This window comes from uncultured Ruegeria sp. (assembly GCF_947504215.1).
In the GTDB taxonomy this organism is placed as follows: domain Bacteria; phylum Pseudomonadota; class Alphaproteobacteria; order Rhodobacterales; family Rhodobacteraceae; genus Ruegeria.
In genome coordinates this window covers 31,506-54,441 of record NZ_CANNGO010000009.1, presented here as the reverse complement: position 1 = coordinate 54,441, position 22,936 = coordinate 31,506, and the positions used below count along the sequence as shown (strand labels likewise).

The window sequence follows — 22,936 nt, the reverse complement described above, 5'->3', positions numbered from 1 at the left end:
ATCGGATCACTTGGGATGAAAACCGCGCGACAAAGACGCGTTCTCAGGCTTTGAATAGTGCAGACGGGTTTGAGGATCATGTCGAAGCCTTGCGAAGTTGGCTCTGGCGTGACCCCGGACGCAGCAGGGAAATGACATCTTCCGCGATTGCGATCAGTACGGGCACAAGAACCAGCATCAGGGCCGTTCCGAACAATTCACCGAAGGCCAAAGAAACCGCGGCTGGGATAAGATACTGCGCTTGTTCCGAAGTTTCTGTCATCAGGGGAAGCAATCCGATGACTGTCGTCGCTGTGGTCAGGAAAATCGCACGAAAGCGACCAACGCCTGCACTGTGCAATGAGCGATCCACGCTCTCGCCCTCCGCGCGCGCTTGATTGTAGCGTGTGATCATCACCAAACTGTCGTTTACCACGACCCCGGTCAGCGCCAGCATTCCGAAGAAGGAAAAGATCGACAGCGTCACACCCATAATCAGGTGCCCGACCGCTGCGGCAACAAAACCGAATGGCACGATGGCGAGGATGACAAAGGGCTGCCAGTAGCTTTTTAGCGGCACGGCCATCAAGACATAGATCAACACGGCTGCCAGCAGCAACGCGCGCTTTAACCCACCACTAATTTCCGCTATTTCCTCCAGCTCACCCGCGGCCAGAACTTTCACGCTTGGATAACTCGCTTGCAACTCTGGAACCAATTGCTGGAACACGGCCTGCCCTACCTCTTCTGGTGCAACAATTGACCGGTCGACCGATGCGGAAACAAGGTTCATGCGCCGACCATCCCGACGATTGATCGCCCCTGACACATAACTGCCCTCGATGTCCGCCACCGTTTCCAAAGGCACCCACGCGCCGGTTTTACTGCGCAACCGCGCCTGCATCAGATCCGCCAGCGTGTCCCGGTTTTCACGGGCATTCTGGACAACAACACGCACTTCGGACCCCTCGCGCCGAACCTTGGAGACCTCAGACCCGCCAAATCCATAACCGATCTGGCTGGCCAGAGTTTCGGCATTGAAACCCAAGTTGCGCGCGTCTGGACGCAGGCGCAGTTTTAGCTCGGGCTGTCCGCCCACAAGCCCGTCCCTTAGGTTCGTCACTCCGTCGATCTCGGACAGAAACGTCTTCATATCCGCACTGGCCCTTCGCAGCAGGTCATCATCCTTCGATACCAGCCTGATCTGGAACCCTCCGGCCAAGGCTTCCGAACCGGTAAACTCAAGTTCTGTTGCGCCTTCAACGTCTCCGACGCGTTTCTGCCATTCACGCACGACATCAAGAATTTGCACGTTGGGACGCTCAGCCACGGGCAGCATTTCCGCAAATATCTGGGCGCTACCGGCGCTGCTGATGATCGTGAAAATAGTTTGAATGGGAGGTTCTCGCATGCCAGCGCGGTCCGCCAGCTCGATGTTCAACTGCTCGATCGTCGCTTCGATCCGGTTAACATTAGATCGGGTCAGCGCAAAGGGCGCACGTGCATCCATTTCTAGGTTCACGGTAATCACCTGTCCGGGCACATCGGGGAAGAAAACTGTTTTGACTTTACCTTTGACCATCAGCCCGATGCCAAGCAGTGCAGCCGCGACAAACAGGATCAATACCGCATAACGTTGGCGAACCGACGCCACGAGGACCGGGTAGTAAATGCGATCCCTAAACCAGATCAGACCGCCTTGCGCCCCGTCCTGAATGCGGCCCCAGATCCGCGTCACCAGATACCGCCTCTCCTGATCCAACGTGATATGCGCCAGATGGGCCGGCAAGATGAATTTGCTTTCAATCAGGGAAAAGATCAGCGTCAGAATGACGATACCTGAAAACCCTGCCAGCACTTTTCCCAGCGGATTGTCGATCAGCAGCATCGGGAAGAAGGCGGCAATTGTGGTCAGAATACCAAACACTGTGGCGACGGCCACGCGATGTACGCCACGCTCAGTGCCTTTGATCGGGTCTTTTTCCTTGCGTCTCTCTTCAAAAACGCTTTCGCCAACGACAACGGCATCATCCACCAAAATCCCCAAGGCAATGATAAGGCCAAAGGTCGTGACATCGTTGAGCGAATAGTCCAGCCATTTCGAACCCGAGACAGCGATTGCCCCCATGACAGAAATCGGAATACCCATCGCCACCCAGAAGGCCAGCCGGACATTCAGGAACACTGACAGCATCAAGATGACCAGTATCAAACCCTGCACGCCATTTGACCGCAAAAGTGCCAACCGGTCCGCAATGTAACCAGCGCTGTCGCCCCAGATTTCAGCCTCAATTTGCGGAGGTAACTGACGGCTGAAATCTTCAACTGTACTGCGCACCACACGGCTTATGTCCAGCAGGTTTTCCTTTTGACCAATCAACACTTCCATGCCGACTGTTGGATTGCCGTCCAATCGAAACAGAAAATCATCATCCAGAAAGCCGTCTTCGATCGTGGCCACGTCACCAAGCGGCACGTTCGATCCGTCATCTCGCTCTATCACCGGCAAGGCGGCATATTCCGGGGCGTATTTGGCCCGGCTATCCGCCCGCAGAAAGATCGTGCCGCCTTCGGTGCGCAAACGACCGGCCTGAAACGGCAACGAGTTTTCGCGAATAGCACGGGTAACGTCCGCGACTGTCAAACCATAGTGCCGCAATTGCTCTGGATCGATTTCGATCCGCAATTCACGCGGGATCAGCCCCCAAATATTCAAGCGTGATAACTCGGGTTGCGCCAGTAAGTCTTCCTTGAGCCGTTGCGCCAAGGTCTGCAACGTAGCCGGGTCGGCATCGCCGTGCAGGTTCACGTAGAGGGCCGGGAAATCAAAGCCTGATGCCTCGATCACAGGACGCCGCGCCTTTTCCGGCAGATCAGTCAGCCCATCAATTCTAATACGAACCCGATCCAAAACCGCCTGAAGTTTTGCCCCGCCAGCGCGGCGCACCGAAATCGTGCTCAGGCCATTTTCAGACTGCGATGTAATGCTGCGGACACCTTCCAGCCCCTCCAGCGCTTGCTCGACCTTCTGCGTCACCAACTCATCTACCTGTTGGGCGGTAGAATCTGGATATTCGATCGATATCGTAACGCTTTCAGGCGGAATCCGTGGAAACCCTTCGATACGGATATTCATCAGGGTCTGAACACCAAGGAACAAAATCAACGCCATCATAAGGTTGGCGGCGACGGGGTTGCGAATGAACCAGGAGACAAGAGCGTGCATTGATCAACCCTCGACGTCCAACGGCGTCACATGCTGACCCGGCAAAAACGAGGCCAAAGGCGTCCGTGCAACACGCCATGGCCCTCCCCCATCCGGGGCTGGAATTGTCACAGTACCGTCTGAACGAAACAGAATACTGGGCGTGATCCGGCGCAGCATATAATCGGCATCGACTAACCACACATAACCTGCGCGAGTCATTGCACTGTCGGGAATGGTCAACGTCTCGTCGATCAGACGGCCGGGAATAGACACGCGTAGATAGTCCCCAGCCAGGATTTGATCGTTTGGTTCCGTTACTTCCAGAAAGACCCGCATCTGACGCGTGTTCTGGTCCAGGAAGCCACCCCCGCGTCGAATTTGCGCCTGCCCCACAGCCGCGCCATCGCGATCATAAAGCGCGGCCAGCTTGCCCGAAATCGGGTGTTCCAATAGCTTCCAGTCCGCCTGGCTGAACTCTGCGACAAGCTCAAACTGACGATCATCTGAAAGGTGGAGCAGCGCTTCGCCCGGCGCCACGGTTTGACCGAGGCTAGCAGCCCGACGTGTCACAAAACCCGAAAACGGAGCCGTGACTTCTGTGTCCAACAATTCCTTTCGGGCCGCCTCTAGTTTTGATTGTGCCGAAGCAACCGTCTTTTCCTGGATACGCAACTGAGGAAGCCGCAGGGAAAGCTCGGTCGGCGGGTCTATTCCATCCCTTTGGAACTGTCGGCGCGCAACCGTGACATCGTTTTGCGCGCGCAATAAACCAAGCTGCGCCTCTTCAACTTCCCTTTCTGCCGATGCAACCGCGCTTTCGTATTGAGCTTTTTCGATCGTGAACAAAGGATCACCCTTGGCAACCTTTGATCCTGCTAACGCGCTTTCATGAACCGCAACTATTCGACCTGTCACAGCAGATCGCAGCTCAGCATCCCACCTGGGCCGCACTTCGGCAAATGCTGTGATCTCGGCACGTACTGTTGCCTGATCAACCATGAGAACGGAAACTGCCGGAGGTCGCGGCGGCAAATTGGATTTCTCGACATCGACTGTGTCTTCGACTTCCAGAAGCACCAAAATGACGCCAATCAAAATCATGGCCGCGCCCGCTATCCAAAGCCATCGCACAACCGGTTTTGCTTTCGGTTCAACTGAATCTGCGGACATTGAGTTGCCTTTACTATTCCAGACGAAATTGCCCACCGCCTTGCAGATAATGGGTTTCCGCTATATAGTATGAACGATCGTTCGTTCAATAATGCTGGTAAAATAATGCCCGACTCCAAGGCCGCAACAAATCGAGACAAAGCGACAGCCAAGCGCCGAAATCAGATTCTGGAAGCCGCGGTCATGTGCTTCTTGGAAAAGGGCTATCACCAGACTGGTGTGCGCGACATCGCGGCCCGCGCAGGTGTTAGCCTGGGAAACCTCTATAACCACTTCCCCGGCAAACACGATGTATTGGTCGAAATCGCACAGCTGGAACGGAAAGAAGTGGGCCCATTCCTTGAAGTGCTGATGAAGCCTTCACCAGCACCCAAGGTTCTAGACGGGTTCATAGGTGCCTACGCGAAATACCTGTCTGCGCCTGAGAACGTGATCTTAAGCCTGGAAATCACCAGCGAAGCCATTCGCCAACCGGATATCGCAAGGCTGTTTCTGGATACCCGCGAAAACCTGATCGCAACATTAGTTACCCTGGTCGAACGCGGCATCGCAGAAGGTGACTTCAGATCTGTCCCGAACGCCAACCAAGTCTCGCATTTGATCATCGAGATACTGGAAAGCAGTGCAGAACGCAGCGTGTTCTCAAATACTCCGATGCGAAAAATCGTTGGAAGCGTGCGGGATTTCGTATCAGCGGCGCTACAACCGCAATGACACATTCACACAGCATGACGCGTTCTGGTCCAGTATGTCCTTCGACGCCTTTGAGGTTTGCATATCGGGACCTTACGCCGGGAACTAAGACCAGGGCACTATGGCCTTCTAAAAGTCCTGCTCATATATTTGTCAAAACTCGAGCCAAAAAATAACACATTCTAGATGTCAGTTTTAGGATTAGTGCTTTTGTAGTAGTAGGTAAGCTGGGTAATGGACGGTTCAACAATCAACGGTGATGTTCAGGGTTACATTTCCGGAACACTCAAATGGTTCTCACCTGAGCGCGGATACGGATTTGTTGTTTGCAACACCACAGGCAAAGAAGCGTTGCTGCATCAAAACGCAGTATATGACTTTGGACAAAACTCGATTGCTGCTGGATGCTCTGTTGACGCAACCACATGCATAACGCCTAAAGGACTACAGGTCGTCGAGGTTTTGAGCTTGAATGCAAAGCCCCCCGCGAAATGCGAAACAAGTATCGTCATTGATCGGAAACCCGATATCTCAAAAACCTTTGAACCCGCACGGGTCAAATGGTTCTCGTTGGAAAAACGATACGGCTTTGTAAATGTATTTGACGATAAACGAGATTGCTTCCTGCATGCCAACATCCTGGAAGATGCCGGGCTCGGATCTGTGAACGTCGGTGAAGCACTGGGTGTAGAGCTTAGCGAAAGATCAAACGGTCGTGTCGTTGTGGCCGTGAAGTCTTGGATCTGACTAGGGCCGAGCTTGCACCGAGCGGGCATTTTCCGGCCAGCAAGATATCACAGCGTATCTAGCGACCAAAACCAAACCGGATCTTCGCCGTTTACCCTGCATGCGCCAGAGAAAGAGACCTCTGCAGATCACCCGATTTGTGCGCAAAACACTTCGACAAAATGCTGGCAGCTTTTGGTAACCAAGGCATCGTGACGAGTTTCCTCGGCATCATCAAAGCGCGTACCCGTCTAAACGGATCCCATCGCCAGTGTGATCAGGAAAAACACCGTCGCGGACAGAATGGCAGCTGCCGGCACCGTAATCACCCAAGCTGCGATGATGGTCATAAAGTGAGAGCGACGTACGAGCTTGCGACGTCTACGTTCTTCCGGGGCATAATTGGGCCTTTCCGGCATCGTAAGACGCGCATTTCGAATGCGGCGTTCAGCATCCCATTCACGGAAGAACCCGACACCGAACACACCTCCGACCGCGATGTGAGTTGAACTGACGGGCAGCCCCAGCCAACTTGCTACAATCACCGTGATCGCAGCGGACAGAGCCACGCAATAGGCACGCATCGGGTTCAGTTTGGTAATCTGACTCCCGACCATGCGGATCAGTTTGGGTCCAAACAGGAACAAACCAAATGATATCCCGAAGGCCCCGATCACCATGACCCAGAACGGAATGCTGACAGCCTCGGTAAAGTTGCCAGACTGCGACGCTTGCACGATCGCAGCAAGCGGGCCGACAGCATTGGCGACATCGTTGGCACCATGGGCAAAACTGAGCAGTGCAGCAGAGACAACCAACGGAATACCAAACAGAACCTTCAATGATTTGTTGCGGTTTTCCAGCCCTTCGGATTGCTTGCGAATGACCGGGATCATCGTCACCCACACCAAGGCCCCAATAGCCGCACCGATCAAAAGCGCTGTTGGCAGGTCAATCTTGATGATCTTCTTCAGCCCCTTCAGCGCCAGATAAGAGGCAAAAGCCCCGGCCATGATCCCGACCAGCACCGGCACCCAGGTGCGCGCGGCCGCGATCTTGTCTTCGCGATAGATGATCCGGGATTTGATCAGCCATAGAAACAGAGCGGCAACCGCGCCACCCAATACAGGCGAAATCACCCAGCTGGCTGCGATTTTGCCCATGGTTGGCCAGTTCACTGCGGCAAAGCCAGCCGCTGCAATCCCAGCCCCCATCACGCCGCCAACGACGGAATGCGTGGTCGAAACCGGTGCCCCGACCCAAGTTGCAAGATTGACCCAAAGGGCAGCCGACAAAAGGGCGGCCATCATGGCCCATATGAAAATCTCGGCGGTGCCCATACTTTCTGGTGCGATGATGCCCTTGGCGATGGTAGAAACCACATCTCCGCCAGCAATCAGCGCCCCGGCGCTTTCAAAGACGATGGCAATGGCAATGGCGCCACCCATGCTCAGCGCATTTGCTCCAACAGCCGGACCCATGTTGTTGGCAACATCATTCGCGCCAATGTTCAGTGCCATGTAGGCACCAAAACAAGCGGCGACGATGACGATCATGGCGTTGTTGGTTTGCCCAAAGAACAAAGCGGCGGCGAGACCGGCTAGAACCACAAAGACCAGCGAAATTCCTGGGCCGACCATTGGCCTGCCAACGTAACTTGTTGCCGTCTCGAGATTGGAAAAGCGGGCGAGATCGCGATCCAGCGTTTCAAGGTGACGTGGATCGCCTTGTTGTTCAGTCATCTACTTCCCCAAAAAGATTTGCGCGTGTTTACCCGTCGCGGGGAAAGAAAATCAATCACTAGCTTTGATGTTTTTGATCAAAAGCCCCGACTGCGGAGAATTTGTCGATGCTTTGGTTCCTCAGTCACAAAAGCCTCGGCCCGCACTATCATTGATCATCGAATTTATTCGGCCTTTTACTGGCCTCCTCATGCGCGTCAGAAAGGGGCTTCACTGGTCGGTCACACAGAAGGCCAGCGAACCCGAGTGACGGACCAAAATCACGTCAGCCCACTTTCCAATGTACGGAAGTCGTTTTCCAGCCAAGGGAGCTTTGCGTTCATTGGATCGCAAAAGTTCTGCTTTATCAAGCGGCTCAGTACCTTGTGAATCAATAGAGAAGTGGAAGCCGGGTAAACATCCGTTGTGAACAGCGACACTGTGCGTACAAAGTTTCGTCCCGGAAACGGCAGGGCCTTTACGTTGCGATGGAACCGCTCAGCGCGCCTATAGCTGGCGGCCGTGGTTATTGCCCAACCGCTGCCCTCGGCGACAAGTCCAACAATCGAATGATTGCATTCCAGTTCGAACCGGTTTGGCAGGCTGAACTTGCTGCGTGTCAGCTGTATCTCAATCTGCTTGCCGATTGTGTAATCGCGCGAGTAGCGCAGGAACGGCAGGTCCGACTCAGGCGCCAACACATCTTCGGCACCACCTTGGAAGCTTTCGGGCAGGATGACGATAAACGGATCGCGCAATAACGGATATTCGACCAACCCATCCGTTTTCCCAGCGGGTCGTGAGGCCACTCCGGCATCTAGTTTGTGTTCTTGTAGTTTGGCCGTAATTTCATGGCTTGGGCGGGTAAAGTGACGGAAATTGCAGCGCGGCAAAGCATGCGCCAGAAATCGAAACAGCTCGGGGGCGACCTGATTGTCGAACTCATCGATCAATGCCAGCCTGAGGGCGGTCGCATGTTGCCAGTTCCCAGATCGAATTTCCGCTTCGCCGCGTTTCAGCGCTGTCAGCCCCTCTCTCACGTACCGCGAAAACACTTCACCCGCCGGGGTCAGCCCCATGGGACGGCGACTATGATCCACCAATTCAACACCCAGGGCGGTTTCCAGACTGCGCATGTGATTGGATACGGTGCTGATCGACAAGCCCGTCTCGGAGGCGACCTTTTGGATGGATCCGGACTTGGCAATCAATTGGAACACTTCCAGCCAACGGAGGCTCAGGGATTTTGGCAATTTCTTGGTTCCTGATGTTTCGACTTATTCGAAAAAATCGAAACAGATTATCTTCGGTGCGGCAATGATAAATCTACAGAACCACTCGCCACGCCCCAAATTTAGACCTCAATCTAGCTGTATTTGCCATAGAGGAGCGGACACCTTCTGTAAGTACTAGCTTTGTGCATTGGCCATCTTCGGATCATACGGCGACGGCTCGATAACCTCAGCACGCATAAGCCGCCCGCACATGTCTATCTCCAACGCATTTCCTATGGCCGCGAAGGGCGTATCGACAAAAGCATAGGCTAGGTTCAATCCGGTTCGGTGGCCCCAATCGCCCGACGTCACTGTGCCAACGACATCAGACCCATTCATCAGTGATGCCCCAGGATGGGCAGGCGCGTGTGCGGCATCAATTTGCAAGGTAACCAAACGCTTTTGCGGCCCGCTTTCCTGCCTTTCGAGCAGAGCCTGTCGACCAACAAATTCACCCTTGTCCAGTTTTACAAACCTATCCAAACCCGTTTCAAACGGATCAAACTCGGTGATCAGATCCGCTTTCCAATGCAGAAACCCTTTCTCCATCCGCATGGATTCGACCGCGCGAGCGCCGAATAAGCCCATTTCAAACACCTCACCAGCCTTTTCCAGCGCCAGATAGGCCGCGTAAAGCGACGCATTTGGAACATGGATTTCATAAGCCAGCTCACCAGAAAAGCTGACATTCATCACTGTGGCTGGGGCGATACCCACGAAACACTCCCGAACGCTAAGCCACGGGAACGCTTCGCGCGACCAGTCACCGCGCGCGCACGCGGACAACACTTTTCGGGCGCGGGGACCTGCCAGAACAAGGATCGTCTGATCATTTGTCAGGCTTTGGATTTGTACGTCTTCGTCAGGGTTCAGGTGGTATGACAGCCAATCCATATCATGGGCTTCGCTTGCCGCTGCCGAGCCGTACCAGACCCGCGCTTGACCCCGATCGCTGGCCAGTATGTTGGCAACTGTCGCCTCGGATTTGACCATGCCATGGTGGTTCAGCAGATATCCCAGCCCCATCCGCCCATCGCGTTTGGCAACGGTTCCGCACATCAACCGATCCAGAAAACTGTGACGATCCGAACCGGTGATTTCGATCCGGTTGAATCCATTGACCTCAGCAAGCGCAACATTTGTCTGCACGTTCTTCACTTCGGCGGCCACAAGATCGAAAGCTTCGTCAAAATCGAAACTCAGAGAGGTTGTGAAATCCGGATCGGGTTTGATGTATTCGACCCGCTCCCAACCGTTGACGACAGTGAATTCCGCGCCTTTTGCAGCCAGAACCGGTGTCAAAGGTGTCGTCTTTGCTGGCCGACCAGCGGGCCGATGCTCATGCGGGAAGTGGAACCGAAACTCGTTTTGGTAGTCTTCGATAGCTTTCAGTGCCGTTAGCTCAACATTGCAATGCCCGGCGAACCGTCGGGGATCGAGGCACCAGGTGTCATAGCAGGCTTCACCGTGTACGATCTGCTGCGCCAACAACCATCCATGCCCACCGCCTTCACCAAGCCCCGCGCGCAATCCAATGATGCAAAACGCGTTGCGCTTGCCTGGGATCGGACCAATCAGGGGCGCCCCGTCGATTGTGTAGGTAATGGGTCCGTTGACCACCGTGTGTATGCCAACCTCCATCAACGCGGGCATCCGGGCAAATGCCCCTTCCAAAACATCTGTCACCCTATCCAGATCATCTGGGCACAAAGCGTTGACGAAGTTCGGATCGATCCCGTCCATACCCCAGGTTTTACAATCCTGCTCATAGAACCCCAGCAGCAACCCGTTCTTTTCCTGACGGCAATAATAGTCGCTGATGGGGCATCTCAGCAGCGGCATCCGGTGGCCCGCATCACGAATGGCGGGGATGTCTTCGGTCAGGAAATACTGGTGTTCCATTGATGCGACCGGATGATGCACACCCATCATCGCGCCCACTTCATTCACCCGGTATCCGCCCGCATTGACGACAATGTCACAATCGATGTTACCATGCTCGGTCCGCACCGTCCACGTGTCGTCGTTGTGCTGCGTCAGCCCAGTGACCGGAGTGTTGCGATATACTTCCGCCCCGGCCTTTCGCGCGCGCCGTGCCAGCGCCTGACACAGCTGCGCCGGATCAATGTCACCGTCCAACGGGTCCCATAGTCCGCCAATCAGGTTCTCACTAGAAATCAGCGGATGACGGCGGGCGCATTCCTCGGCGTCGATCACTTCGAAATGCACATCCATTCCACGCGCCATGGACGCGAAATGATGGTAGCCTCGCATCTGCGCCTCGGTATTGGCCAAACGAATTCCGCCATCGCCATGATGGTAGTTGATCGGATAGTCCGGGTCGTCGGCCAGTGCTTTGTACAGTTGGATCGAGTGTGTTTTTAGGCCGACCATCGTTTGGTTCATGCCGAAATTGGTGACCTGCGCAGCAGAATGCCAAGTGGTACCCGATGTCAGTTCGTTGCGTTCAACCAAAACCACATCTGTCCACCCTTCTTGTGTCAGGTGGTACAAAGTAGAACACCCGGCGATGCCGCCACCGATGACAACAACTTTAGTGCGCGTTTTCATCTAAACCGTCCCCGTTCGTTTTGCTTAGTCTTGGGAACAAACCTTACCCTTCGGCAACGCGGCAATTGCCGGTTTCGGAAAATCGAAACTGCGATTTTAGATTTCGAAATTTTCACAGCTGCTTTTGCCGGTCGGGCAACGTCGTGCCTATCGTACTGGCAGAAACGAGGCAGGAGAGGCCACAGAATGCCGTCGGACAACAACCGAAGAAGCGGGCGGAAAGCCCGATTGGTGCAGCGCGCGGCAAAGCCGGAAGTTGACCCATGCTCGCCCGGCCAGATCGGTGGAGCCTTCAAGCCTTTGACCGAGGCCGAGATTGGTCTGATCTACGACACAGCGTTGAGACTACTTGAAACTCTGGGGATGGGCGAAGTACCCGAGAGGCTGCGCAAAGACCTGCTGGCGGCAGGCGCGCTTGGTGGCAAACAGGACCGAGTCACTTTTCCGCGGGCCATGGTCGAAGACACCGTTCGCATGGCGGCGAAGACCTTTGTGCTGCATGGCCGGGACGAAAGTCGTTCGATTGAGGTTGGTGGTGATCGTGTGTTTTTTGGAACAGGTGGGGCTGCCGTGCAAACGCTGGATCTTGATACCGGCCTTTATCGACCTTCAATGCTGGCGGATCTGCACGATTTCACACGCCTGCAAGACACGCTTAGCAATGTAAGCTGGTTCACCAGATGCTGTGTTGCCACCGATGTGCCCGACGTTTTCGATCTTGATGTGAATACTGTATACGCGTTGGTCAGAAACACCACCAAGCCTATCGCAACATCCTTCACGCTGGCGGAGCACGTCGCCCCCATCGTGGACATGCTGGACATCGCCGCCGGAGGTCCGGGCAAGTTCTCGGAACGCCCCTTTCTGAAAGCCCACATCAGCCCGGTCATCTCACCCTTGCGGTATGGGGAAGATGCGGTGGACGTTGTTTATGAATGTGTCAGACACAACATCCCGATGTCCTGTATCACCGCGGCTCAGGCCGGCGCGACCGCACCAGCAACGCTGGCTGGTTTCCTGGCGCAATCCCTGGCCGAGACGCTGGCCAGCCTAGTAATGGTCAACGCCATCAAACCCGGTTTTCCGATGGTTTTCTCAAACTGGCCGTTCATCGTGGACCTGCGCACCGGGTCTTTTGCAGGGGGCAGTGGTGAAACCGCTATTCTGAACGCGGCTTCGGCACAGATCATCAATTGGCTTGGTCTGCCATCTGGCGTCGCATCATCGATGACCGACGCCAAGGCGATCGACGCGCAATACGGCGTGGAAAAAGCCATGACCTCGCTGGCGGCAGCACTGGCCGGCGGTAATCTGATCTATGAAAGCTCGGGTATGACCGCATCGCTTTTGGGGGCAAGTTTCGAAGCCTTTGTTCTGGATGATGAGATGCATTCCCACACTTATCGCGCATTGCGCGGGATCGAGGTAAACACCGAAAACCTGGGGTTTGAAGCTATCTGCCAATCAGTTTTGGGAGACGGGCATTTTCTGGGCAGCCCGCATACATACACTGCGATGGAGCGGGACTATTTCTATCCGTCCTTAGCGGACCGCCGTGAACCCAGGACATGGGAAATGGACGGCGCCAAGGATGCCTGGACCACTGCACGCGACCGGGCGCGCGAAATTTTGGATACCCATCGCCCCGAATATCTGACCCCCTCGCAAGATGCCGAAATCCGCAGCAAGTATCGCATTCTGATCTGACGCCCGCAAAATCATTCCCTTTGCGGAGTTCACCCGATAGGGTCGGCCGAAGCAAAAAGGGGCACGAGATACGCATGGCCAATTCCTTCTTTCAACCGGTATCGGCGATGGAGCTTGCCCGGTTTGCTGGTGTCCCAACATTTATGCGCCTGCCCGTCCTGACACCGGATCATGAGCGGTTCAACGAGGTCGATCTGGGGATTGTCGGAATCCCCTGGGATGGGGGCACGACCAACCGGCCCGGCGCGCGCCACGGACCACGGCAATTGCGCGATTTTTCAACAATGATCCGGGCCATGAACCCCGTCACAGGTGTTAGCCCGTTCGACCTGATCAACTGCGCAGATTTGGGTGACGTCGCACCCAACCCGGTGGACATCGACGATACACTTGGGCGCGTAACGGAATTCTATGCCGGGCTGTGCGACAAGGGTATCACTCCGCTGACCGCTGGTGGTGATCATCTGACAACCCTGCCCGTTCTGCGCGCTCTGGCGGCGTCGGGACCATTGGGGCTGATCCAGTTCGACAGTCACACAGACCTGTTTGACAGCTACTTTGGCGGGCACAAATTCACCCACGGGACACCGTTCAGGCGCGCGGTTGAAGAAGGGCTGGTTGACCCCAAACGCTTTGTGCAGGTTGGCATTCGCGGAACCGCCTACAATACCGAAGATATCGAATGGGGTGAGGCCCAAGGTATTCGCATCATCCGTATAGAAGAACTGTTTGACAGGGGCATCGACGACGTCATGGCCGAAGTACGGCGCATTGTCGGGTCCGCGCCTTGCTACTGCACCTATGATATCGATTTTGTCGACCCGACCTACGCTCCGGGCACCGGAACGCCAGAGATTGGCGGGCCCAACAGTTTTCAGGCCCAGCAGGTTATTCGCAAGATGTCCGGGCTGAATCTGGTCGGTGCAGACCTGGTTGAGGTGTCCCCCCCGTTTGATCCCAGCGGTAGCACAGCGTGGCTTGGTATCTCGTTGATGTTCGAATTGCTATGCGTGCTGGCGCAGTCCGTGGATACTCGCCGCCCTAATTAGCGCTTACATTTTCGGCGATCATCGAAATCATCTCGAACATGACGGCGGCAGCGGTCAGCGCCGTGATATTGTTGGGGCTGTCCTTGGTGGGCATCATACACACAACGTCTCCTCCGACGATGTTCAGGCCCCGCGCCGCGCGCAGCAAACCAACCGCTTCATCGATATCAAAGCCTTTCTCGCCGGGCTCCAGATTTGACACCGCTGGCGCCACCGTCGGATCAAGGCAATCCAGATCAAACGTAATGTACACGGGTCGGTCGCCCAGAACCTCGCGCGTTTGCGCGATGACATCTTCCAAACCGCGCTGACGGAATTCCCGCATAGTCACGATGTTGTATCCGTAGTCATATGACGGTTGCAGCCAATCCAAACTGCGCGGGTGACCTCGTAATCCAATCTGCATGGAACGGGTTGGATCAACCTGGCCTTGGTCGGCCAAGTAAGCCCCCCAATGCGCCGCAGACTTTTTGGCACCCAGGAAGTGGTCGACCTTGGTAAACACATCCGTATGGGCGTCAAAATGCAGAAAGCTGACCGGCTCGCCACCGGCAAGACTGCCCCCTCCAAGCGCCTGAACAATCCCGCCCGTAATCGAGTGATCCCCACCGATGGAAACAGGGCGCGCGCCCGCCGCGTCGATATCCTTGTAGAAGGCTGTGATACGTTCGATGCAGTCTTCGTTGTCATTGGCACGCGGAAAAGGGACATCCCCCACATCCGCAATCCGGGCATTGTTCCAAGGATCGATTCGGAACAGCGAGTGAACCCTGCGCTGTACGGCAGAGACATGGCGTAAAGCCCTGGGCCCCAAATGCTGGTCGCGCTCGGTCGTGCCGTTTCCAGTTGAGTGTGGAACCCCGACCAGCGCAATGTGCTGATCTTCAGGGCCTACATGAGGGCATCTGAACAAGGTGGGCACACCCCACCAATAAAGATTGTCCATCATGGATTTTTCGTAACGATCAGTCATGATTGGTCTCAGCAGAAATCAAATGCGCCCCCGGAGAAGTCCGGAGGCGCAGAGCATTTTAGATTTTTTCGTCTTCGCGCCTGAATGCGCCTTGCACGATCCGGTCCATCACCATGGCGAGGAACAGGATTGCAAAACCACCCAGCAAGCCGGGTCCCTTGGCCGCATATTGCAGCGCTTCAAGGATTTCCTTGCCAAGTCCTCCGCCGCCGATCAGCGAGATGATAACGACCATAGACAGACACATTAGAATGGTCTGATTCACGCCGGTCATGATCGATGGCAGGGCAAGCGGTATTTCAACATCTTTCAGTAACTGCCACTTGGATGCGCCAAAGGCTACGGCCGCCTCTTTGATACTGTCTGGCACCCCGCGCATACCCAACGCGGTCAATCGTATGACCGGTGGCATACCGAAGATGATCGTGGCCAAAATTCCCGGCGGGTTTCCGGTTCCGAAAAACGCGATAATCGGGATCAGATACACAAAGGCCGGAAGCGTCTGCATCAGATCCAATACCGGTTCCGCCGCTCGGTACGCGCGTTTGGATTTCCCAAACCAGATCCCCAGCGGGATCCCGAAGACAACACATAAAAATACCGCGGCTCCGACCAGGGCGACCGTCTCCATGGCGACTTCCCAATATCCCAGCAGTGCGATGTAGGCCAAGGAAGAGGCTGTGAAGATTGCCACGCGTGGACCCGCCGCCCGCCATGCTGTCACGCAGATAACAAGCATGACAACCGGCCATGGTGATCCGATCAAGGCAATGGTCAGCGCATCAAGAACCGATCGAACACCTGCCACGATCCCATCGAAGACATCCCCGCCAGCGGCGGCGGCGGCATCAATCTGGGCTTCCATCCAAGAGGCCAGCGCCGAGAATAACGTACCATTCCCTTCACCCAAGATCAGCTCTGACACTGCCAGTTCGGGAAAGGCATCCAGCATGGCCATGGAAGAATTGACGGTGAATTTGTACACGATCAGCGGGCCAATTGCGGCGACCAAAACAGCACCAAGAACCGTGTTGTGCATAGAGCGGCCGCTTTCAGTACTTTGGGGATCAGTTCGCCAGTTGGAATATTGCTTTTCGTACACCCGATCAGAATAAAAACCCTGAACCAGCTTGAAGACCAAGAGCATCAGAAGCCCTGTAACCAGGATTCCAACCGCTTCGGATTGTGCGGACAGCGCTTTTTCCATGCTGGAATCCGCGGCCTTCTGGATGTTTTCTGCCAGTTTGGAAAAACGATCTATATCTGCTTTCTCGGTGGCTTCAGCGGCTCGCGCCAACAGCTCATCTGCCCGCTCCTGCTGACGCGCCGCCCGTTCTGCAAAATCGGCTCCGGGATTTCCCCAGGCACCACGCCCAATCTGAACCCACGCGATGATTTCAAGGATCAGGAACGTCCAGAACATTCCCCAAATCGCCCGAGACGCAGACCAAAACGGACCGAGGACCGCAGCCCATTTGTTGAAAGTATTGGGAACTGCACTGGTGGCATCATGAATCTTGTGAAACGCATTGACGTAATAGTCCCCGTTGGGACCTGCAAATTCATGGATAGAACGGTCCAGCGCTTCGCGATCGACTTCGATATCCGAGGCAGCTGTGACCTGGATTTCACTTGTTGTATCAGTCATTTTTGCCCCCTTGGATTCCGCGCAACAGTCGTGGTTTGGTCACAACACCTACGTCCTGGCCTGCATCGGTTATGACCACCGGCATATCCGTATCAACCGCAAGGTCGATAAGCTGGTCCAGATCGGCCCCTTCATCTGCCCTGGGCGCACCATCCAGCGAGCCGGAATAACTGTCCATCGGCGCCATGATCGAATGCGCCTTAACAAGCTTCAGCTTCGATATTCCCTGCACAAATTCGCGAACATAGTCGTCCGCCGGATTCATCACGATATCTTCCGGCGTGCCGATCTGCACAATGACACCGTCCTTCATGATCGCAATCCGGTGTCCAATGCGAATGGCTTCGTCCAGATCGTGCGTGATAAACAGCGTTGTCTTCTTTAGCTGAGCGACCAGAGCCTTGAACTGATCCTGCAGTTGCAATCGGATCAACGGATCAAGCGCCGAGAAGGGCTCATCCATCAATAGAATTTCAGGGTCCGATGCCAGCGCGCGTGCAATCCCCACACGTTGCTGCATCCCACCAGACAATTCCTTGGGCAGCCGATCTTCATAACCCGTCAGATCAACCAATCCCAACGCATGATCAGAAACGGCCCATCTTTTTGATTTCGGAACCTTACGAATTTCAAGCGGATACGCCACATTATCCCGCACCGAGCGATGCGGCATCAATGCCATGTGTTGAAAAACCATTCCGATCTGCTGGGCACGAATACGTCGAAGCTCTGCCTCTGATATTTTCGAGACATCATGGCCGAGAATTTCGATCTTCCCCGCTGTCGGCTCGATCAGCCGGTTCACATGTCGGACCAGAGTGGACTTGCCAGAGCCCGACAACCCCATGATACAGAAAATCTCGCCCCTTGGCACTTCGAACGTGGCGCCCTGAACGCCGACGACACAGTTGAATCTTTCCAGAACTTCGGGCTTTCCAATGCCTTCACTTCGAACGGCGGCCATGGCTTCTTCGGTGCGCGCCCCGAATATCTTCCAGACATCGGTGAGCTTCACGACTGTTTCGGTCATACTTGTCCCTTTGATGCACAACAGGCCGCCGGTTACGTCCGGCGGCCTGAATCTGTTTCAGTTCTGATCAGGTATGATCACTCAGACATCCAACCCAGAACGGCATCTTCGTTTGCTCCGACCCATTCCTGCGCGTATGCCAATGGTTCTTTGCCATCGATCACCAGAGCATAGGTCATGGCTGATACTGTATCGGTATCAAGTTTCATGTTTGCCAACATAGTGGCGACTTGCGGGTACTCTTCTTCAAGCGACTTCGCATAGTGCAGATGCAGATACGCCAGATCCCAGGCGACGCCCGCATCAGATTTGGCCAACCAATCCGGATCATCCGTCGGCTGAATCACATTCCACTTGGCCGCGTCATATGCTGGTTCTTCCAAGACTTGCAGGTCATGCAATTCGAACACGTAGTGTGGGGTGTAGCAAAAGCCGACCCATGCATCCCCAGCCTTGATCGCATTGTCGAGATTGGCATAAGCAACCGTTTCATCAATCTCGGTGAGTTCGAAAACCTGATCATAGCCGTAGGACTTCGCGCGCACTTTTTCGACATTGGTTGACGCCCATCCAGGCGCGCCAATCCACAATTCACCCTGACCGTCCCCATTGCTGTCGAACAGAGCCGCAATATCCGGGTTTGTCAGGTCATCAATCGACGTGATCCCGTTGGCCTCAGCAGTGGCTTTGTCCACACACATACCCTGGAACGCTTCGACACCATTGCCGTTGAACGTCACCGTGCCTTTGTCTTTGACGTAGGTATCGTGCAGGTTTTGCTGATTTGGCATCCAGACCTCAGGGTGCACATGCATCGCCCCTGAATCCATAGCTTCGAAAACAATCGGGTTCGTACCGTTCTGAAGCTCTACTTCCAGGCCAAGGTTCTCTTCAATCGCGACCTTGAGGATATGCGCCGTTGCATTTACCGACGGCCAGTTGGGCACACCAATTACAATATCAGCCGCAAATGCCGGCATGGCGATCGCAACAGATGCGCCACCCAATAGCATCGAAATTTTGTTCATTCGAGTTCTCCACGTTGGACTTGTGCAGCGCTCACTTTCGGTCGGTCAGAACCGTAGGGCGCTTTGGTTATGTCGAAAACACTTGTGTTCTCTGTTTTGTTTGTTGCTTGCAGCCCGTTTGCCTGCCAAGCACAGAAATTGAAACATGTGGATGCCAAAGCCATCAAGAGTGTCTTGCCCGAATTTACGAATATCCGGTATTCCCGAAACAAATATTCGGTTTGATGAAACTCACTGGACGAAGAAAATTGCAATTCGGTGAACTTTGGCCGTCAATTTTCATTAATATCAATCTGATATGAATTGCCGGGCCCTCTCAATCCAAAATCCTCCACATCGGACTGAAGCGGTGTATCGGCAGGTTTGAAGCAGCAACGAGAGATATCAGTATGCGCCTTTTGGGATACCCAAACCCGTTGAGGCAGCACGTGCCCTGCTGCACGCCGCGTATATCGGACTTTGCTCTTCAACACCTGGCGGCTAACCTGCCGCAATGGATCAAATTGCTCAGCTGGCCGATTGGATGATGAACGAGGGCCGCCGGTCGGGCGATCCAGTAAAAATCGTATCTCACTTCTGCGCGTCACTTATTGATGCCGGCGTTCCACTTTGGCGTGTCAATATTGGTCAGCGGTTTGCGAACCCCCTGCTGATTGCCTGGGGCGTTGTCTGGACACCTGACGGCACGGAAAGCTACGACGTGACGCATGAGCGTATGCTCACAGATGGCTATGTCGGCAGCGCATTCGAGTATGTACTGGAACACAGGCACCCTTTGCACAAAAGTCTGCGCGGGCTGGATTCGGAAACCGACCATGTCTCATACTTGGAGTTCGCAGATCAGGGCGGCACGGATTACTATGCAACCCTTCTGTTTTACGGAGACGGTTCGCTGCATGGCTGCACATTCGTCACACAATCCAAAGATGGGTTCTCGGATCAGCACCTCAAGATGATCGAGGCCGCGTTGCCGGCGCTTTCGTCGGCGATGGAGCCCATCACAATGCGCAAATCGTCCGAAAGCCTTCTTCGCACATATCTTGGGAATGGACCCTCCGAAGCCGTGTGCAACGGGACGATCAAACGCGGAGAACGCACATCTCTGGAAGCGGTTGTGATGTTCTCTGACCTGCGCGGGTTCACGGCGCTCACCGATCTGGCAGATGAAGATGACGTATTTGATGCGTTGAATGGGTATTTCGATAGGGTGGTGCAGTCCGTTGAGTCCCATGGAGGAGATGTCCTCAAGTTCATGGGTGACGGAGTTTTGTCCATTTTCACCATCGCCACGCCAGATGATCGTACCCAACAATGTTTCCAGGCGGCGCGCGCTGCGCAAAGCGCGCTCAACGGTCTTTCTGCACTGAACAAGGATCGCGACCAGCAGAACAAACCACCATTGGATATCGGTATTGGCATCAACGTAGGTCAGGTCAGCTATGGCAATATTGGCAGCCCGGGCAGGCTTGATTTCACAGTCCTAGGTGGCGCCGTCAACGTCGCAAGCCGAATAGAAGGTTTAACCAAATCGCTTGGGCACCGGGTATTGGCGACAATTGCAGTCGCTGAAGCTGCACCAGATCTTTTTTGTGAATGCGGGCTTCACAACATACGCGGCGTCGCCTGCCCGGTCCAATTGTTTGGACTGATCGAGAGAGGTCTCTGACCGTGCAAACCACTTTCCTTTAGACTGGTTGGTAAGGCAGGCGGAAGCGACTGCGGGCGACCGCCGCCGCGTTTCGCATATTTCGGGCAAACAGGCTGACATCGATTTCAGTGGCGATGAAACTCGCACCGACGGCGCGGCATTCAAGTTGGAGTTCTGTGTCCAGGGTCAGGATTCCAGCCGCCTTGCCCGACGCAACGATCTTTTCCAGTGCCCGCAGAACAGCATTCTTCACTTCGGGCACGCCGGGCCGACCTATGAAACCCATATCGGCGGCAAGATCGGACGGGCCGATAAATACTCCATCCAGCCCTTCGGTCGCTAGAATATCGTCCAGCGCGGCCAGACCTCTTCGGTTCTCAACCTGCGCCAAGAGACAGATTTCGTCCCCCGCAGTCTGAAGGTAATCTGGAATCGCCGCGAAGTCTGAGGCGCGGGCCAGAGCAGCGCCCACACCGCGAACCCCGTGCGGCGGGTAAGTCACCGCGTCTACAAGGGCTTGCGCTTGTTCGGCGCTTTCCACCATGGGGACAAGAAGGCTTTGCGCGCCCGCATCCAGCAATTGCTTGATGATCCATGGCTCTCCGATAGGAGGCCGAACGACGGAGTGAGTGTCCCGTGCAAAAATGACCTGCAGCTGCGCCACAATTGACCGGAGGTCATTTGGAGCGTGTTCTCCATCGATCAGAACCCAGTCGAACCCGGCGCCCGCGCTGATTTCCGCGATGTAGGGATCGGCGAAGCCAAGCCAGCATCCCAGCTGAAGCTCTCCTTCGGCGATTGAGTGTTTGAATGAATTGCGCGGCGCAGACATGGGAAACCTTCAGGCAAACGAGATGGCGACGTCGCCGAAGGGACCGAAATCGGCAAAGATATTGCTACCGGCAGGGCACTCAATGGGCCGAATGAAACTGCCCGAAAGGATGATATGTCCGGCCTCGATCCTTTGACCATACTGCGCCATGCGCCGGGCGAGCCACACAACGCTCTGCACCGGATCGTTCAGCACCCCCGCGCCCAGGCCGGTTTCCTCGACCTCGCCATTACGCGAGGTGATCGCCCCGACCCAGCGCAGATCGAAAGCGTCAACCGCATGCCGCTGGGTGCCCAAAACAACACCTGCATTGGCCGCGTTGTCACTGATCGTGTCACACACATTGCGGGTTTTCCCGGTGTCGGCATCGACGCGCAGGATCCGGGTATCCAGTATCTCAATCGAAGGGGCGACATACTCGACCGCTGCCAGCACGTCTTGGCGGGTCAGGTTAGCACCCCCTATGGCGGATTTCATGACAAATGCGATCTCGGCCTCGACCCGCGGCTGGATGAACCGGTCTTTGGGCACTATCGCGGTGTTCTCGAACACCATGTCGTCGAACAAAATCCCACTGTCGGGGATATCGATGTTCAACGCAGATTGCATCGCTTTCGATGTCAGCCCTATTTTCCATCCAACAACCTTGCGGCCCTGCGCAATCTTGGCGCGGTAGATGGCGTTTTGCACCTCGTAGGCATCATCCAAACCCATCTCGGGATGCCGTAAAGAAAGCAGCCCAATCTGCTTACCGGTCTCTTCGGCGCGCAAAAGATCCGCGGCGGCGGTCGCGTGGTCTGCGGGCGTCATACCACTTCGTCCTCGATGGTGTTGCGCAGGGTCCCAATGCCGTTCACCTCGACCTCCACCACGTCGCCGGGTTTTAGATACTGCGGAGGGTCCAGCCGCGCACCGGACCCAGTCGGAGTGCCGGTGACAATGATATCGCCCGGCTCAAGCGTCATGAATGTCGAAATGTACTCAATCTCGCGCCGGATTGGGTGCATCATGCGGGACAAGACATCATCTTGCCGGACTTCTCCATTCACCCGCGTGACGATGCGGGCGTCGTCCAACTGAGCAGCGTCGGTGAAAGGGACAAGCCATGGGCCGATCGAGCCGGACTTGTCCCAGTTCTTGCCTTGTGTGACGTTGAATTTCGCATGCCGCACCCAGTCGCGGATGGTGCCTTCGTTACACAGCGTCAGGGCTGCAATATGGTCATAGGCGTCATCCTGTTTGATGCGCCGCCCGCTCTTTCCAATGATGATCGCCACTTCGCCCTCATAATCAAGATGGTGGCTCTCGGGTGGGCGTATCATCGGGCGATCATGACCGGTGAACCCGCTGGCAAAACGCGGGAACAACGACATGAACTTGGGCTGTTCGCTGCCGTCCTTGTATTCGGCGTTTCGATCCGGGAAGTTCACCCCAACGCAGAGGATACGTCGCGCATTGGGCAGAACCATCTCGTATCGAAAATCGGTATGGGTAACCGTTTTTCCAGCAGCTGCGGTGGCAAGCGCACCGAGGCCGCCCGCTTGCACAACGTCAAACAAGCCCCGCCACTGCGGGAAGGCGTCATTCAAGGCGATCATGCCATAGTCGGTGACAGCGCCATACAGAGTCTCACCGTGGGATGTGTAGGTTGCAAATCGCATTGTCATACCCCCGCGACG

General features: G+C 55.2%; 17 protein-coding genes. 5 read left to right on the top strand and 12 right to left on the bottom strand.

Features of this window, described 5'->3' with window-relative positions:
• Positions 1 to 76: 76 nt before the first annotated feature.
• Both Q1B21_RS15740 and Q1B21_RS15735 read right to left on the bottom strand, forming a co-directional pair.
• Complete coding sequence (locus Q1B21_RS15740) at positions 77 to 3,205, bottom strand: efflux RND transporter permease subunit (RefSeq protein WP_299890777.1); 3,129 nt, start codon at positions 3,203 to 3,205, stop codon at positions 77 to 79.
• Between the two features lie 3 nt (positions 3,206 to 3,208).
• A complete protein-coding gene (locus Q1B21_RS15735; protein ID WP_299890775.1) occupies positions 3,209 to 4,357 on the bottom strand; it encodes an efflux RND transporter periplasmic adaptor subunit in 1,149 nt (382 codons plus the stop codon).
• Between the two features lie 105 nt (positions 4,358 to 4,462).
• On the opposite strand from Q1B21_RS15735, the gene Q1B21_RS15730 reads away from it, so the two are divergent.
• Both Q1B21_RS15730 and Q1B21_RS15725 read left to right on the top strand, forming a co-directional pair.
• Complete coding sequence (locus tag Q1B21_RS15730) at positions 4,463 to 5,071, top strand: TetR/AcrR family transcriptional regulator (protein ID WP_299890773.1); 609 nt, start codon at positions 4,463 to 4,465, stop codon at positions 5,069 to 5,071.
• Between the two features lie 213 nt (positions 5,072 to 5,284).
• Complete coding sequence (locus Q1B21_RS15725; RefSeq protein WP_298936212.1) at positions 5,285 to 5,797, top strand: cold-shock protein; 513 nt, start codon at positions 5,285 to 5,287, stop codon at positions 5,795 to 5,797.
• Positions 5,798 to 6,027: 230 nt separating this feature from the next.
• On the opposite strand, the gene Q1B21_RS15720 is transcribed toward Q1B21_RS15725, so the two are convergent.
• The 3 genes from Q1B21_RS15720 to Q1B21_RS15710 form a co-directional block, all read right to left on the bottom strand.
• Complete coding sequence (locus Q1B21_RS15720; protein WP_298936211.1) at positions 6,028 to 7,518, bottom strand: inorganic phosphate transporter; 1,491 nt, start codon at positions 7,516 to 7,518, stop codon at positions 6,028 to 6,030.
• Between the two features lie 260 nt (positions 7,519 to 7,778).
• The gene (locus tag Q1B21_RS15715) at positions 7,779 to 8,750 is read right to left on the bottom strand and encodes a LysR family transcriptional regulator (RefSeq protein WP_298936210.1); all 972 of its coding nucleotides are present in this window, start codon (positions 8,748 to 8,750) and stop codon (positions 7,779 to 7,781) included.
• Between the two features lie 156 nt (positions 8,751 to 8,906).
• Positions 8,907 to 11,342 (bottom strand): FAD-dependent oxidoreductase, encoded by a 2,436-nt coding sequence (locus Q1B21_RS15710; RefSeq protein ID WP_299890770.1) that lies wholly within the window; start codon positions 11,340 to 11,342, stop codon positions 8,907 to 8,909.
• 186 nt (positions 11,343 to 11,528) lie between these two features.
• On the opposite strand from Q1B21_RS15710, the gene Q1B21_RS15705 reads away from it, so the two are divergent.
• Together Q1B21_RS15705 and Q1B21_RS15700 are read left to right on the top strand one after the other, a co-directional pair.
• On the top strand, positions 11,529 to 13,049 hold the full coding sequence (locus Q1B21_RS15705; RefSeq protein ID WP_299890767.1) for a trimethylamine methyltransferase family protein: 1,521 nt from the start codon (positions 11,529 to 11,531) through the stop codon (positions 13,047 to 13,049).
• A 74-nt stretch (positions 13,050 to 13,123) separates the two neighbouring features.
• Positions 13,124 to 14,098 carry an agmatinase gene (locus Q1B21_RS15700; protein WP_299890765.1) on the top strand — a complete coding sequence of 325 codons (975 nt, stop codon included), beginning with the start codon at positions 13,124 to 13,126 and terminating at the stop codon, positions 14,096 to 14,098.
• Here Q1B21_RS15700 and Q1B21_RS15695 read toward each other — a convergent pair.
• The 4 genes from Q1B21_RS15695 to Q1B21_RS15680 all read right to left on the bottom strand — a co-directional run bounded on the left by Q1B21_RS15695 (position 14,091) and on the right by Q1B21_RS15680 (position 18,777).
• Positions 14,091 to 15,071, bottom strand: coding sequence for an arginase family protein (locus Q1B21_RS15695; RefSeq protein ID WP_299890763.1), 981 nt, complete (start codon positions 15,069 to 15,071; stop codon positions 14,091 to 14,093). The genes Q1B21_RS15700 and Q1B21_RS15695 overlap by 8 nt on opposite strands.
• Positions 15,072 to 15,129: 58 nt before the next feature.
• A complete protein-coding gene (locus Q1B21_RS15690; protein ID WP_299890761.1) occupies positions 15,130 to 16,719 on the bottom strand; it encodes a proline/glycine betaine ABC transporter permease in 1,590 nt (529 codons plus the stop codon).
• Complete coding sequence (locus Q1B21_RS15685) at positions 16,712 to 17,749, bottom strand: glycine betaine/L-proline ABC transporter ATP-binding protein (protein WP_298936203.1); 1,038 nt, start codon at positions 17,747 to 17,749, stop codon at positions 16,712 to 16,714. The genes Q1B21_RS15690 and Q1B21_RS15685 overlap by 8 nt, the downstream gene beginning before the upstream one ends.
• A gap of 77 nt (positions 17,750 to 17,826) precedes the next feature.
• On the bottom strand, positions 17,827 to 18,777 hold the full coding sequence (locus tag Q1B21_RS15680; protein ID WP_298936202.1) for a glycine betaine ABC transporter substrate-binding protein: 951 nt from the start codon (positions 18,775 to 18,777) through the stop codon (positions 17,827 to 17,829).
• A gap of 493 nt (positions 18,778 to 19,270) precedes the next feature.
• Here Q1B21_RS15680 and Q1B21_RS15675 point away from each other — a divergent pair, with 493 nt between their 5' ends.
• Positions 19,271 to 20,443, top strand: a complete 1,173-nt coding sequence (locus tag Q1B21_RS15675) for an adenylate/guanylate cyclase domain-containing protein (protein WP_299890758.1) — start codon at positions 19,271 to 19,273, stop codon at positions 20,441 to 20,443.
• A 19-nt stretch (positions 20,444 to 20,462) separates the two neighbouring features.
• Here Q1B21_RS15675 and Q1B21_RS15670 read toward each other — a convergent pair whose 3' ends face one another.
• From Q1B21_RS15670 to Q1B21_RS15660, 3 genes are read right to left on the bottom strand one after another with little or no spacing between them, the layout of a single operon-like run.
• Positions 20,463 to 21,257: an HpcH/HpaI aldolase/citrate lyase family protein gene (locus tag Q1B21_RS15670; protein ID WP_299890756.1), complete on the bottom strand. Its 795-nt coding sequence runs from the start codon at positions 21,255 to 21,257 to the stop codon at positions 20,463 to 20,465.
• A gap of 9 nt (positions 21,258 to 21,266) precedes the next feature.
• Complete coding sequence (gene hpaH, locus Q1B21_RS15665; RefSeq protein WP_299890754.1) at positions 21,267 to 22,067, bottom strand: 2-oxo-hept-4-ene-1,7-dioate hydratase; 801 nt, start codon at positions 22,065 to 22,067, stop codon at positions 21,267 to 21,269.
• Positions 22,064 to 22,918, bottom strand: coding sequence for a fumarylacetoacetate hydrolase family protein (locus Q1B21_RS15660; protein ID WP_299890752.1), 855 nt, complete (start codon positions 22,916 to 22,918; stop codon positions 22,064 to 22,066). Before Q1B21_RS15660 ends, hpaH begins: the two co-directional genes overlap by 4 nt.
• Positions 22,919 to 22,936 lie beyond the last annotated feature (18 nt).

What these genes read in the sequence shown, in the direction of transcription:
- Q1B21_RS15700 (WP_299890765.1), top strand. Translation starts at nt 13,124, where the DNA reads ATGGCCAATTCCTTCTTTCAACCGGTATCGGCGATGGAGCTTGCCCGG.
- Q1B21_RS15705 (WP_299890767.1), top strand. Translation starts at nt 11,529, where the DNA reads ATGCCGTCGGACAACAACCGAAGAAGCGGGCGGAAAGCCCGATTGGTG.
- Q1B21_RS15685 (WP_298936203.1), bottom strand. Translation starts at nt 17,749, where the DNA reads ATGACCGAAACAGTCGTGAAGCTCACCGATGTCTGGAAGATATTCGGG.
- Q1B21_RS15740 (WP_299890777.1), bottom strand. Translation starts at nt 3,205, where the DNA reads ATGCACGCTCTTGTCTCCTGGTTCATTCGCAACCCCGTCGCCGCCAAC.
- Q1B21_RS15730 (WP_299890773.1), top strand. Translation starts at nt 4,463, where the DNA reads ATGCCCGACTCCAAGGCCGCAACAAATCGAGACAAAGCGACAGCCAAG.
- Q1B21_RS15690 (WP_299890761.1), bottom strand. Translation starts at nt 16,719, where the DNA reads ATGACTGATACAACAAGTGAAATCCAGGTCACAGCTGCCTCGGATATC.
- Q1B21_RS15720 (WP_298936211.1), bottom strand. Translation starts at nt 7,518, where the DNA reads ATGACTGAACAACAAGGCGATCCACGTCACCTTGAAACGCTGGATCGC.
- Q1B21_RS15725 (WP_298936212.1), top strand. Translation starts at nt 5,285, where the DNA reads ATGGACGGTTCAACAATCAACGGTGATGTTCAGGGTTACATTTCCGGA.
- Q1B21_RS15735 (WP_299890775.1), bottom strand. Translation starts at nt 4,357, where the DNA reads ATGTCCGCAGATTCAGTTGAACCGAAAGCAAAACCGGTTGTGCGATGG.
- Q1B21_RS15695 (WP_299890763.1), bottom strand. Translation starts at nt 15,071, where the DNA reads ATGACTGATCGTTACGAAAAATCCATGATGGACAATCTTTATTGGTGG.
- hpaH (WP_299890754.1), bottom strand. Translation starts at nt 22,067, where the DNA reads ATGACGCCCGCAGACCACGCGACCGCCGCCGCGGATCTTTTGCGCGCC.
- Q1B21_RS15660 (WP_299890752.1), bottom strand. Translation starts at nt 22,918, where the DNA reads ATGCGATTTGCAACCTACACATCCCACGGTGAGACTCTGTATGGCGCT.
- Q1B21_RS15675 (WP_299890758.1), top strand. Translation starts at nt 19,271, where the DNA reads ATGGATCAAATTGCTCAGCTGGCCGATTGGATGATGAACGAGGGCCGC.
- Q1B21_RS15680 (WP_298936202.1), bottom strand. Translation starts at nt 18,777, where the DNA reads ATGAACAAAATTTCGATGCTATTGGGTGGCGCATCTGTTGCGATCGCC.
- Q1B21_RS15670 (WP_299890756.1), bottom strand. Translation starts at nt 21,257, where the DNA reads ATGTCTGCGCCGCGCAATTCATTCAAACACTCAATCGCCGAAGGAGAG.
- Q1B21_RS15710 (WP_299890770.1), bottom strand. Translation starts at nt 11,342, where the DNA reads ATGAAAACGCGCACTAAAGTTGTTGTCATCGGTGGCGGCATCGCCGGG.